This is a genomic window from Agrobacterium sp. MA01 (assembly GCF_009650195.1).
Lineage (GTDB): Bacteria > Pseudomonadota > Alphaproteobacteria > Rhizobiales > Rhizobiaceae > Allorhizobium.
The window spans coordinates 3,725,079-3,737,500 of the sequence record NZ_CP045854.1; the positions used below are offsets into that span (position 1 = coordinate 3,725,079).

Genomic DNA, 12,422 nt, shown 5'->3' on the forward strand with positions numbered 1-12,422 from the left:
AACGTCACCATTAACACCGAAAACAAATCAGCTAACGAATCGGTTCAACTTTCTAAATTGAGCTAAGTTCTCGATAGGCCTAAATTATTTCGAATCTGCTCGGGAGGCGAGCTGGATCGCCTTCCGCGGAGGAGACAAGGCTCATTGCGATGACTCAGACCGGTGGCGCGCATGGCGTAGTCGATGCGCTGCCTCAGCGGGGTCACTCCCTCACAATCATTCCCTAGCCCACTCGTGTCTTCGACGGGTGTCGGGTCGGAATATCCAAAAGGTAATTTTGAACCTGCAAGGTTGCCTGCGAGACATAGCCAGCTACCGCGGTAAACATCCCGCGGTAGCTGCCCAGTCTACGTCAGCGAGCGGGCGGGGCGTACATCAGGCCGCCGTCATTCCACAGGCGATTGAGGCCGCGATCAATCTTGAGCAGGCTGTCCTTGCCGAGGTGGCGTTCGAAGATTTCGCCGTAATTGCCGACGGCAGAAATCGCCTGATAGGCCCATTTCGAATCAAGCCCCAACGTCTTGCCGGCCTCGCTCTCGATGCCGAGGAAACGCTTCTGCGCGACGGTGCCGCTCTCGGCGAGGGAAGCCGCATTCTCCTTGGTGATGCCCATTTCCTCGGCTTCGATCAGCGCAAACAGCGTCCAGCGTACGATCTTGAACCACTGGTCGTCGCCCTGGCGCACGGCCGGGCCGAGCGGCTCCTTGGAGATGACCTCGGGCAGCACCACGAAACGGTCGGGATCGTTGAGCGTCAGGCGCTGGGCGTAGAGCGCGGAAGCATCCGTCGAATAGACGTCGCATCGGCCGGTGTTGAAGGCCTGGATCGTCTGGTCCGGCTTTTCGAAGGCGATGACCTCGTACTCCATCTTGTTGGCGCTGAAATAGTCGGCCATGTTCTGCTCGGTCGTCGTGCCGGTTTCCGTGCAGACGGAGGCGCCGGAGAGCTCCTTGACGCTCTTCACGCCGACCTCCTTGTTCACCATGAAGGCCTGGCCGTCATAGTAGTTGACGCCGACGAAGCTCATGCCGAGATCGGTGTCGCGCGAGAGCGTCCAGGTCGTCTGGCGCGAGAGAAGGTCAACTTCGCCCGATTGCAGCGCCGTGAAGCGGTCCTTTGTGGAAAGCGGCACATAGGCCACCTTGTCCGGGTTACCGAGTGTGACCGCAGCGACCGCCCGGCAGAAATCGACGTCGAAACCGCCCCAGACGCCCTTCTTGTCCGGCCCGGAAAAGCCGAGCACGCCCTGGCTGACGCCGCAGCGCACCTCGCCGCGCTCCTTGATGACATCGACCGTGCCGGCATAGGCCGTGCCGGCGGCAAAGGCTGCGGCCGCGAGGGCCAGTATTGTAGTCTTCATGGTGTTCTCCTCCTTGATTGATCCTTTTGGCATGCGTCTTCCCGGCCGGGGGAAAGCGCCCCAGCTGACAGGTTTTGAAAGAATGATGTCTGGGCGTTAGCCGAGCGTCTTCTCTACGCCGGCGAAGGTTTCCTCAAGCACGGCTATCAGATGATCGGCGTCGCGCCTGGAGAAGATCATCGGCGGGCGCATCTTCAGCACGTTGTCATGCGGCCCTTCGGTGCCCATCAAGACGCCGCGGCAGCGCGCACCGTTGGATACGGCGCGGGCGAATTCGGTGGCGGGCGCCTTGGTCTTGCGGTCCGTGACAAGCTCGATGCCGATGAAAAGGCCGAGGCCGCGCACGTCACCGATTGCCTGGTAGCGCTTCTGCATGTCGCGGAAGGCGTCCATCAGGTAATTGCCGACGGCAAGCGCATTGCCGCGCAGGTCCTGGCCCTCGATGACATCGAGCACGGCAAGGCCGACGGCGCAGGAGACCGGGTTGCCGCCGAAGGTATTGAAATATTCCATGCCGTTGTTGAAGCTGTCGGTGACTTCGCGGGTCGTGACGACGGCGGCGAGCGGATGGCCGTCGCCGATCGGCTTGCCCATGGTGACGATGTCGGGCACGACGCCCTGCGTTTCGAAAGCCCACCAATGGCTCCCGACGCGGCCGAAGCCGACCTGAACCTCATCGGCGATGCAGACGCCGCCCGCCTCGCGCACCAGCCGGTAAACCTCTTTGAGATAACCCTCCGGCAGGAAGACCTGGCCCGCGACGCTCGGGATGGATTCGGCGAGAAAGAAGCCCGGCCCCTCGCCCTTGGCCTTCATGACGGCGATTTGTTCGGCGACGCTTTCGGCAAAGCGCTTGCCGTGCTCCTCGATCGGCCAGTCTGACGGAGCACGATAACTGTCCGGCACGGCAGCGATATGGACATGCGGCTTGGGGCCCTTGCCGCCCTTGCGGCGGAACTTGTAGGGGCTGATGTCGATCAGCTCCTGCGTCGTGCCGTGATAGGACCAGTCGAGCGTGATGGCGTTTTCGCGGCCGGTATGGGCGCGCATCATGCGCAACGCCAGGCTGTTGGCTTCCGAGCCGCTGTTGACGAAGCCGGCGACCGTCAGCTCCTTCGGCAGCGTCGCCGTGAGTCGCTCGGCATAGGCGACAATGTTATCGTGCAGGTAGCGCGTGTTGGTGTTGAGCGTCGCCGCCTGCCTGGCCATCGCCTCCACTACGGCCGGATGGGCATGGCCGATGTGGCAGACATTGTTGAAGCAGTCGAGATAGGCCCGGCCGCTGTCATCGATCAGCCAGACGCCTTCGCCGCGCACGAACTTGATTGGCTTGTCGTAGGAGATCGAGAGGTTCGGCAGGAGCAGATCGCGCCGCATCTTGACGATCTCCTCATGCGAGCGGCCCTGGCGTTTGAACAATTCCTTCGCGATGCCGGCGAAGGTGCGGGCATCGGGGAAGAGTTCCGTCCAGACGTCGAGATAGCGCGGCTCGCCGACGCCAAGGATTTCGGTGGCCGAGAGCGTAGTGTCGGTGGAGATCTGCAGGTGGAGATGAGGCGCCCAACCGCCGTTTTCCTTCGGCGCGCCCATTTCGCCGACCAGCGCGCCAGCTTCCAACCGGTCGCCGGCCTTCAGGCGGTTGACGGCTTCATGGGCGAGATGGCCCCACAGCGAGATGAAGGGCGGGCAGCCCTCGGGCTCGTGGCGCAGTGCGATCAGGCAGCCATAACCGAGTGGATCCCTCTCGACCTCGACGCTGACGACGGTCGCGGCAAGCGGCGTGAAGACCCTAGTGCCGGCGGCCTGGAAGAGATCGAAGCCGAGATGGTGCGTGCGGCGCGCGCCTTCGATGAAGCGGGAGACGAACATCTCGCCGGCATAGACGGTACGTTCCTCGGCGAAGGGGCCGATGCCGAGCTCGACGCCGATCTCGCGGCAATAGGCTTCCCAGATCGCTTGCGCCTCGTCCGGCCGCTCGGCGGCGGAGGCGATCGTCATCGGATGGGCGGGGTCCGCATAGGGCACGAGCGCGGCGGGATAGGTCGCCGCGGGCTTTTCGAGGAGGGGCGCTAGCGACTTGCGGTTCGTCTCGATCCAGTCGATGACCGCGCGGGCGCCGGGCACGGCCTCGAAGCCGCAGGCCTTGCGCAGGATGGCAGTGGCGAAGCGCGGGTTCATGCGGTCGAGCTTGCGCAGCAGCGTCCACGCCGGGCGCTCGCTGATCGTGAGATACGGATTGTCCTCGGTGTGGACACGGCGCGAGGCGGAGATGGCCACCGATGTGACGAGGCGCATCGAGATGAGGTCGAAGAGGAGATCGACTTCCTCTTCAAGCAGCGGATACTCGGCATGGAAGCCCCTGATGATGGCGGCGGTGGCGCCGATCGGGTCGGCATGATCGAGACCGGCATAGGCGGCGGCGATCGCCACTTCCGCGATAACGGGCGTGTGCAGCGCATCGCCGAAATCGATCAGGCCGGAGATGCGGTCGTGGTTGGCGGCATCGACCAGCACGTTCCAATCGTTGGCGTCATTGTGGATGACGGCGGCCCGCAACGTCGAAAGGCGCGGCGCGACGGTGGCGAAGCGCTTGAGGAAGCGTTCGACGAGGGCGCGGTCTTCGGCATTTGCTACATGCGAAAGGCGGCCCGCCGAGCGGGCGGCAGTGCGGATGTCCCAGTCGAGATCGCGCAACGCGCCGGGATGCATGAAGCCCTTCAGGGCGGCGTCTAAGCGACCGAGCATGCGGCCGAGGGATTCGAGCGCGGCTTCGCTGCGGCCCGTCTCGGCGAGCGGCACGCCCTCGACCCAGCTGACGAGGCGGAGGCGGTGCGCGGCGCCGTGAGTGCTGGTGATGAAGGCCAAGCTTTCGCCTGACAGCGTCGGGCGGATATGCGGCACCGGCAGATCGCCGGCGTGGGTGCCGATATGGGCGAGGAGTGCTGTCTGGAAATCGCTCTCCACCGCCGGCTCGGCGGCATTGACGATCTTCAGGATGAAGGTCCCCTCGGTCGATTCCACCTTGAAATTCTGGTCGCGCTCGCTCGCGAGCGGCGAGAGCTTGCCGGCAAGACCATAATGCTCCTTGAGCAGGCCGGCTGCGGCGTCGAGGGAAAAATCCGGGGTCGTCTTCAGTATGTCGTTCATGGCAATCCTCTTCTCGATACGAAGATTTGCATGAACGGCCCTTTGGCGCACCCGGCATTATGCCGGTTGCGCCAGCACTGTGTATGCAATAACCGTCATCTTGTCGGCGTGGCTGAGAGGAGCATTATGCAGGGCACGGACAGCATCGACCGGATTATCCTCAGCATCCTCACCAAGGAAGCGCGCATCCCGATGAAATCGCTTGCCGGTCGCATAGGGCTGTCCCGCAGTGCGACGACGGAGCGCGTCACGCGACTGGAAAAGGCGGGTATAATTCGGGGCTACCGCGCCGATATCGGCCAGCTCGACGACGGCCAGATCCAGGCCTTCCTGCTGGTGACGCTGAAGCGCACGCCCTCGCTCGGCGTGCTGGACCGGCTAGCCGGCTACGCGGCCGTGCGCAAGGTGTCTTCGGTCAGCGGCCAGCTCGACCTCGTCGTGGAGGTTGAGGTCGGATCCATCAACGCACTGAACGAACTGCGGAACGAAGTCTCAGCGATGGATAGTGTAGATGACTTGACGAGCTTGATTGTACTACGGCGAGAGATAGAACGGAGCTAAAATAGGCTATACGTTTGAGTGCCATCCGCTAGTGCTGATGGCCGTGAGACGATCGAGGCGCGGAACCAGCAAGTCATCGTGATCACGGCTCGGAAACTCCAGCGTCCGGCGCTTGAGCTTGGGGTTCAGAACTCATCGCCCAGTTGAGCGACCTTCAATCGACGATGGCTCGCCAGGAAGAGCGTACGGGTATAGTCGGCTTACATGTCCCCGGCGCGCAACTGTTCGCCGGTCAGTGTTTCCACGGACGAGGCGTTCTGCATCACCATCAGCCGGTCGCACATATAGGAAATTACCGCGAGATCGTGGCTGACGATAACGAAGGTAAGGTCTAGTTCCCGTCGCAACCGATTGAGCAGGTTGAGGATTTTCGCCTGTACGAAAACATTGAGCGCCGAAGTCGGCTCATCGAGCAGGAGAAGGCGCGGCGACAGCGAAGGCGCGCGGGCAATCGCCACACGCTGGCTCTGGCCGCCCGAAAGCTCGTGCGTCAAGCGGAAGCGGTGCGCCGCCGTCAGACCGATCATCTCTAGCAGTTCGACCGTGCGGCCGTCGGGATCCGGCAGGCGGTTGATGCGCATCGGCTCAGCGATGAGCCTAGCCGATCGTATAGCGCGGGTGGAGCGAGGCATAAGGGTTTTGGAACACCATCTGCGCAAGGCGGACCAGCTCCGCTCGCCGCCCCTTGCGCAGGCCGATGCCGCCGAGGCTGACTGTGCCCGTCCAGCCGCGGTTAAGGCCCATGAGGGTGCGCAGCACGGTGGATTGTCCCGAGCCGCTTTCGCCGACGAGGCCAAAACTCTCGCCCGGCGCCACCGAGAGACTAAGGTAGCGGACGGCGATGGCGCTGCCGAAGCACACGGTGAGGTTTTCGATGCGGATCATATGCCGGCCTCGCTCCAGCTCGCTTCGCGCACAAAGGTCGGCTGCGGCGTCAGCGGCCCGTCAATGGCGGGAAGGCAGGCCAGCAACCCGCGCGTAAGCGCGAGGCGAGGTTGAGATAGTGGCTAATGAGGATGAGCCCCATGCCACGCCTGCGCACCAGTTCGTCCATGATCTCCAGAACCTGCGCCTGCAGGGCGACGTCGAGGGCGGAGGTCGGCTCGTCGGCGATCAGCAGCTCCGGCTCGCGCACCACCATCATGGCGATCATCACGCGCTGGTCCATGTAGCCGGAAAGTTCTTGCGGATAGAGATCGAAGACGCGCTCGGGAGAACGGATATGCACCGCCTCCAGCACCTCCAGAACATTCCGACGCACGGCGGCGCGGGGCATCGTGCAGTCGCCGAGCCGGATTGCCTCTGCGATCTGCTGGCAGACACGCAAGGCCGGGTTCAGCGAGAATTTCGGGTCCTGTAGGATCATGCCCATGCGGCCGCCGCGCAATTGCCGGCGAAGCCCAGAGAAGATCGATGCCGGCAAAGGACATGGCATCGGCCGAAACCCGCGCGTGAGGGGGCAGAACGCCCATCAGCGCCCGGCTGGACAGGCTCTTGCCCGAACAGCTCTCCCCGACGATGCCGAGTTTTTCCCGGCCGACGCGGAAGGCGACGCCCTTGACCGCCTCCAGCACGCGGCCGCCCTCGCGGGCAAAGCCGATGCGCAGGTAACGCTCTCTCGCATCTGCAGATAGCGTTCGAGGTCACGCTTCAGGGCGGGCACATTGACCTCGGCGACGCGTCGCGCGTCGCGCTCCGTTTCGCTGGCAAGAATGCCGGTCTTATCCTTCAGCGGCCCGATCGATGCCGGTTCGGTCTTAGGCTTCTGAAGTAACTGCCGCGCCATGTCCTTATCCGCCAGCACGGCGTCAGAGTTCATCGCCCGGAAGGCGGTTTCGGGATCGGCGAACACATAGCGGAACCGGATCGAAACCTCCTCCCATTGCTTCTTCAAGGCCGGATCAGCGTCGAGCCTCTCGCTGACCGTATCTGCGACGGAATTCTCGAACCGGGTTACGCCGGCGACCATGGGTTCCGACTCCTTGGCTGATTGGGCTAGCGGGGATTGCCGCAAGCCGAGCCATTCACCGAGCGCGCGAAGGCGGTTGGCGAGATCCGTGAGCTTTTTCTTCTGGCGCAGCGTCCAGTCGAGGCGGTCTCGCAGCAGCGTTCGCGCCACGTGAACGATGTGTAGGCCTCGGTTTTCGGCAAAGTGAAGCGCGTCGCGGTAGAGCGTGCCGCGCTCGTAGTCGAGGGTTGTCTCCTTCGCCTTTTGCCGCGACAGGATCTTCGTCAGCCCACCACTCATCTCGAAGGAGCGGCACCCGAAATAGAGATACAGATCCTCCCTTTGGCGCGTCATCGCGACATAGGTCAGGTGGTAATCCCCCCACCAATCAACCCGCTTCATCTCATGAAGAGATGACACTAAGTTTATAAGCTTCGCAACACATTCTCTCTCGCACCGTGCACGTATCACGCAGCTTTTCGATTGGGCACGTCTCTGTCCCCTCTATTCTACGCGCATCGGTGGTCAACGACCGAACCCTCCGCAAAATGAAGCCACAGCTTCGTTTGGGGTATACCTGCTGAGACAATCTCCGTGAGACGTAAATCAGTGTATCATTTGGTTTGATTCTGCAGTTATGAGACGCTACCCAAAGAAGGTCTAGAAGCTAATGAGACGCTTCATGGCGATTTACGGGTATGCGCGGGTCAGCACCATCGATCAGTATCTGGCGATTCAAGAGGCGGCTCTGAAAGCGGCGGGGTGCACGGTCATCCGGGAGGAAAAGAAATCCGGATCGACCAAGCAGGATAGGAAGGAGCTTAACACGCTTCTGGAATTCATGCGCGACGGCGACAGCCTGGTCGTGACGCGGGTCGATCGGCTTGCGCGGTCAGTTGGGGATGCAGGAAATCGTACGGCTGCTCAAGCAAAAAGGGGTAACGCTGAAGGCGACGGAATAGCCGATCGACACCAGCTCGGCGGCCTGCAAACGGTTCAAATACCCCAGCTTCTCTGCTCGATCACTGAAACCACCCGCCGACCACAGATGTGAAGCGTCCTTGAAACGGCCAAATTGTGGGGTTGTGTCCCTACGTCATCCAGAGTTTGTACCCCTGCCCTAATGGAGGCCCTATGGCGCCTTGCCTGACAGGAAGCGCTCCAACGGGAGAAGCGACTGAACCGGATCTTCCGCAAAGGGCAAATGACCGAGTCCCGGTAGGCGCACCAGCGTGGCATTTGGCAGGTCTTGCAGATAATCATCCGCATTGCTGATCGGGATCATGCCGTCTTTCTCACCCCAGAGAAGCAGCGTTGGGGCCTGTATGCGGGCGAGCGTTGGACCGGGTTCGCGCAGGATCACCTGGCTCATGCGTGCGAGGATTGCTGGACGCACACCAGGTGCCAGCATCATGTCGTGGTAGCGGGTGACGCTTGCCTCGCTCAGGACGTCCGGGTTTCCGTATGCCGCTGCCAGATTAGCCTTCAACATGCTGCGCGGTGCCGTGTAGGGCAAAGCACGCATGATCAGCGGCGTCTCTGATTGCTTGTCATAGTCAAAGCCGGGGCTGGCGAAACCATCGGGAGAGATCAGGATGAGATTGATCACCCGATCCGGATGCATGGCGGCAAAGTTCCAGGCAATGCGTCCGCCCAGGGAATTGCCGATCAGGCTGGCGCGGTCCACATCCAGCTGGTCCATCAGGTCGCCCAGGATCTTTATGGTGCGAGCGTCGGTATAGTCGCCTGTCGGATCTGGCCCGGTCAGCCCAAATCCCGGCAAGTCGAAGCGAACAACCCGGTAACGTGTCGACAAGGCCTTTGCCCAATCCTCCCAGGTATCCAGGCTGGCGCCAAAACCGTGGAGCATGACAACGGCCTGGCCGTCCGACGGGCCGGTATCGCGCAGCCGCAGACGAACTCCGTCGATAATGCGATATTCGCCTGCATAGATTTCTTCCAACGCGGCACGCTGTTTGTCGGGTTCATAAAGCCAGACCGCCATGGCGATGATCCCAAGGACAGTGAACCCGGCCACCCAGGCAAATATCGTCATCATCATCTTCCCTCTTCTGGCCATGTCCTGCACCCCATCATGCCTTAAGATCGCCTCAACCCACCGCCGGCCAGGCACTAAGTGGCAATGGAACCCTGCGTTCTCAGACCGCTAATCCTTCAGGCCTCACAGAAACCTAAAAGACGGCGTGGTCTCCCCTCTCAGGCAAGACACCGCCGGCCACGACAGAGCGGTAGAAGTCGATTAAAGTCTCGGTCCCCGTCGAGGGCGTGGCATCCGCATCGTACCGCCCTGTCTGCGGATCGAGCACAAGCATGGATTCGGTTGCGTAGTAGCGGCCGATCCGTGCCAGTTCCGCCTTCTCGCGCAGGGACGGTGCGATCAGGCCAAGGGTTGCGAGGCCACCGATAATGCCGTCGAGCAAGGCGATTGGAACCGATTGGAACCTCGGCTGGCGCCCGAGGAGTTCAAAGAGATTTTCGCCCTGCTGGCGTGGTGTGATCGCCTCACCCGGCCCACCGATCGGCGAGATGCAGTTCCAGAGGCGTGCATCTTCCAGGCAGTCGACAAGATAGCAGCCCAGATCGCCATCGCTGATGGGCTTGCAGGAGGTCAGTGTGCCGTCTCCGAAGATCAGAAAGGGGCGACCATTGCGGACGCGTTCGATCTGGCCGGACAAGGATTTAAAGAAAGCGGTCGGGCGCACGATGGAATAGCGAAGACCGGATGCCAGCAGGGCTGCCTCAAACGCCAGCTTGGCGCGTTGAAAGGCGAGGAGCGGCTTTTGCACGCAGATTGCAGACAAAAGGACGAAGTGATCAACGCCTGCACGCTGTGCCGCTTCCAGAACGTTCAGCTGCGCGCGGTGGTCGATGGCCCAGGCATCTTTCGGCGCGCCGGTGCGCGAGGCCATGCACGAGATCACAGCATCGAATCTGGAGCCGGAAAACCCGTCGCGATCCAGTGATACGGGATCGGAAACATCCACGAACCGGACAGAGACACCCTCCATTACTCGAGAGAGTGTCGTTGGCACCCTCGCTCCACTGGAACCAGCGGGCGGCCGGACCAAACAGACCACCTCATATCCCCGCCGCACAAGTGCCGCAGATGTCGCCCGACCGATCGTACCGGTGGCGCCCAGCAGGCAGACACGCTTGGAGGCTTGCAGGCCGGAACGGCCCGGCATCACCGAAGTACCAGTGCCCGTCACAGTATCCCCATCGCTTAAGGCTGCAGTATGCGCAGTATACCGCCAAGCCCCGTTTTAGGCGCGCTTCTCACGAAAGCCCGCGAAGTAATTGCCGGTCTTCCAAAAGCGAACAACGACCCGACGAAACCGCAACTCTTGTTTGCAACGACCTTTGCTGATTTTCAAGCGCCGCAAAACGCCTGATCGTCGCCGGCTAGTCAGCATGTCCGCCGGGAGATTAAAGGGCGCAAGAGTAGGATGTCAGGAGATCAACAAGACGGGCCCTTCAGGCAGTCGGCAGGTGACCTGTACCAAGCCGATGCAGACAGCTTCGTCGAAGCTTCAACGGCAGTTTCCGCGACGAGTGCCTCAACGAGACCCTGTTCTCGTAGCTTGCTCAAGCCAGCGCCGACCTTACCGCATGGAAGGAGGATTACAACACAAACAGACCGCACTCGTCGTTCGGCGATATCACCCCCAGTGAATTCGCAATAAAAATGGCTATGGAAAACCACGCCGCATGAGGCCAGATTATAAGCCCAAGATTCTCCTGAAACTGGAGGGAAATTGGATCTCAGGTCACAAGTCACTTGCTCGACGTCTTCTCGATCAAACGCAAAAAGCTCCTCGAGTTTTATGCCGAGGAGCTTTTGAAGATGTTATCCCCCGAGGGATAATTTGCAATTCTGATTGGTTGCGGGGGCAGGATTTGAACCTGCGGCCTTCAGGTTATGAGCCTGACGAGCTACCGGGCTGCTCCACCCCGCGCCAAGAGCGCAACTATGATTGTTGCGCTTGAGAGTTCTTACCAAGCAAAAAGGGCCGCTTTATGCGGCCCGATGTTTTCGGCTTGGGCCGATTGTGTGTTGAGAAGATTGTGGTTCTGCGGTGAGCAAAACGTGAGGTATTTGCTTTTACAAAACCTGACAACATTGCCTTTAGCAGACCTGGCAGCGACCTACTCTCCCGCGTCTTGAGACGAAGTACCATTGGCGCTGGGGCGTTTCACGGCCGTGTTCGGAATGGGAACGGGTGCAGCCACCCCGCCATGACCACCAGGTCGGCTAAGGGCAATGTTGTTGAGAAGCTGGCACAGGGATTACCTGTTTGTCTTTTTGAACACGTATTTGGCATCATCGCCCGGTTTTGTCCGGGCCGATGAGCATGGTCAATGAGAACGATCAAGCCAATCGAGCTATTAGTAACGGTAAGCTTCATGCATTACTGCACTTCCACACCCGTCCTATCAACGTGGTCGTCTTCCACGGCTCTGATAGGGAATACTCGTTTTCAGGTGGGTTTCCCGCTTAGATGCCTTCAGCGGTTATCCCTTCCATATATAGCTACCCTGCTATGCCCTTGGCAGGACAACAGGTCCACCAGAGATATGTCCATCCCGGTCCTCTCGTACTAGGGACAGATCCTGTCAATATTCCTACACCCACGGCAGATAGGGACCGAACTGTCTCACGACGTTCTGAACCCAGCTCACGTACCGCTTTAATTGGCGAACAGCCAAACCCTTGGGACCTGCTCCAGCCCCAGGATGCGATGAGCCGACATCGAGGTGCCAAACAACCCCGTCGATATGGACTCTTGGGGGTCATCAGCCTGTTATCCCCGGCGTACCTTTTATCCGTTGAGCGATGGCCCTTCCACACGGGACCACCGGATCACTATGACCGACTTTCGTCTCTGCTCGACTTGTCAGTCTCGCAGTCAGGCGGGCTTATGCCATTGCACTCGACGACCGATTTCCGACCGGTCTGAGCCCACCATCGCGCGCCTCCGTTACTCTTTCGGAGGCGACCGCCCCAGTCAAACTACCCACCATACACTGTCCCGGATCCGGATGACGGACCGCGGTTAGACATCCATGACGATAAGGGTGGTATTTCAAGGATGGCTCCACAGAAACTGGCGTCCCTGCTTCAAAGCCTACCACCTATCCTACACATGCCGACACGAATGCCAGTGTAAAGCTATAGTAAAGGTGCACGGGGTCTTTCCGTCTGACCGCAGGAACCCCGCATCTTCACGGGGAATTCAATTTCACTGAGTCTATGTTGGAGACAGCGGGGAAGTCGTTACGCCATTCGTGCAGGTCGGAACTTACCCGACAAGGAATTTCGCTACCTTAGGACCGTTATAGTTACGGCCGCCGTTTACTGGGGCTTCGATTCAAAGCTTGCACCTC

At 60.7% G+C, this 12,422-nt stretch carries 5 protein-coding genes, 1 tRNA gene, 2 rRNA genes and 5 pseudogenes (1 of these 13 only partly in view); 3 read left to right on the plus strand and 10 right to left on the minus strand.

Annotated elements, in window-relative coordinates; translation table 11 throughout:
• Positions 1–352 precede the first annotated feature (352 nt).
• Positions 353–1,360 (minus strand): amino acid ABC transporter substrate-binding protein, encoded by a 1,008-nt coding sequence (locus GH983_RS17805; protein WP_153763127.1) that lies wholly within the window; start codon positions 1,358–1,360, stop codon positions 353–355.
• A gap of 96 nt (positions 1,361–1,456) precedes the next feature.
• Positions 1,457–4,507: an aminotransferase class III-fold pyridoxal phosphate-dependent enzyme gene (locus GH983_RS17810; protein WP_153763128.1), complete on the minus strand. Its 3,051-nt coding sequence runs from the start codon at positions 4,505–4,507 to the stop codon at positions 1,457–1,459.
• 126 nt (positions 4,508–4,633) lie between these two features.
• Here GH983_RS17810 and GH983_RS17815 point away from each other — a divergent pair, with 126 nt between their 5' ends.
• Positions 4,634–5,068, plus strand: a complete 435-nt coding sequence (locus tag GH983_RS17815; protein ID WP_153763129.1) for an Lrp/AsnC family transcriptional regulator — start codon at positions 4,634–4,636, stop codon at positions 5,066–5,068.
• 200 nt (positions 5,069–5,268) lie between these two features.
• Here the strand turns inward: GH983_RS17815 and GH983_RS17820 are convergent.
• The 3 pseudogenes from GH983_RS17820 to GH983_RS17830 all read right to left on the minus strand — a co-directional run.
• A pseudogene (locus tag GH983_RS17820) lies at positions 5,269–5,953 on the minus strand (ABC transporter ATP-binding protein).
• Positions 5,950–6,675: pseudogene (locus GH983_RS17825) on the minus strand (ATP-binding cassette domain-containing protein). The pseudogenes GH983_RS17820 and GH983_RS17825 overlap by 4 nt, the downstream one beginning before the upstream one ends.
• Positions 6,675–7,394, minus strand: a pseudogene (locus tag GH983_RS17830) (BID domain-containing protein); the annotation flags it as partial. The pseudogenes GH983_RS17830 and GH983_RS17825, both read right to left, overlap by 1 nt.
• A 304-nt stretch (positions 7,395–7,698) precedes the next feature.
• Here GH983_RS17830 and GH983_RS17835 point away from each other — a divergent pair.
• Positions 7,699–7,975, plus strand: a pseudogene (locus GH983_RS17835) (recombinase family protein); the annotation flags it as partial.
• Positions 7,976–8,148: 173 nt separating this feature from the next.
• On the opposite strand, the gene GH983_RS17840 reads toward GH983_RS17835, so the two are convergent.
• Both GH983_RS17840 and GH983_RS17845 read right to left on the minus strand, forming a co-directional pair.
• Positions 8,149–9,078, minus strand: coding sequence for an alpha/beta fold hydrolase (locus GH983_RS17840; RefSeq protein WP_210251760.1), 930 nt, complete (start codon positions 9,076–9,078; stop codon positions 8,149–8,151).
• Positions 9,079–9,208: 130 nt separating this feature from the next.
• The gene (locus GH983_RS17845) at positions 9,209–10,180 is read right to left on the minus strand and encodes an NAD(P)H-binding protein (RefSeq protein WP_305765077.1); all 972 of its coding nucleotides are present in this window, start codon (positions 10,178–10,180) and stop codon (positions 9,209–9,211) included.
• Between the two features lie 383 nt (positions 10,181–10,563).
• Here GH983_RS17845 and GH983_RS24240 point away from each other — a divergent pair.
• Positions 10,564–10,749, plus strand: a pseudogene (locus GH983_RS24240) (transposase); the annotation flags it as partial.
• A 167-nt stretch (positions 10,750–10,916) separates the two neighbouring features.
• On the opposite strand, the gene GH983_RS17855 reads toward GH983_RS24240, so the two are convergent.
• From GH983_RS17855 to GH983_RS17865, 3 genes are all read right to left on the minus strand, one after another.
• Positions 10,917–10,993: transfer RNA gene (locus GH983_RS17855), tRNA-Met, on the minus strand.
• 177 nt (positions 10,994–11,170) lie between these two features.
• A 5S ribosomal RNA gene (gene rrf / locus GH983_RS17860) occupies positions 11,171–11,285 on the minus strand.
• Positions 11,286–11,402: 117 nt separating this feature from the next.
• A 23S ribosomal RNA gene (locus tag GH983_RS17865) occupies positions 11,403–12,422 on the minus strand; it runs 1,779 nt beyond the window's last position.

Coding starts and splice junctions, on each gene's coding strand:
- GH983_RS17805 (WP_153763127.1), bottom strand. CDS start 1,360: ATGAAGACTACAATACTGGCCCTCGCGGCCGCAGCCTTTGCCGCCGGC.
- GH983_RS17810 (WP_153763128.1), bottom strand. CDS start 4,507: ATGAACGACATACTGAAGACGACCCCGGATTTTTCCCTCGACGCCGCA.
- GH983_RS17815 (WP_153763129.1), top strand. CDS start 4,634: ATGCAGGGCACGGACAGCATCGACCGGATTATCCTCAGCATCCTCACC.
- GH983_RS17840 (WP_210251760.1), bottom strand. CDS start 9,078: ATGATGATGACGATATTTGCCTGGGTGGCCGGGTTCACTGTCCTTGGG.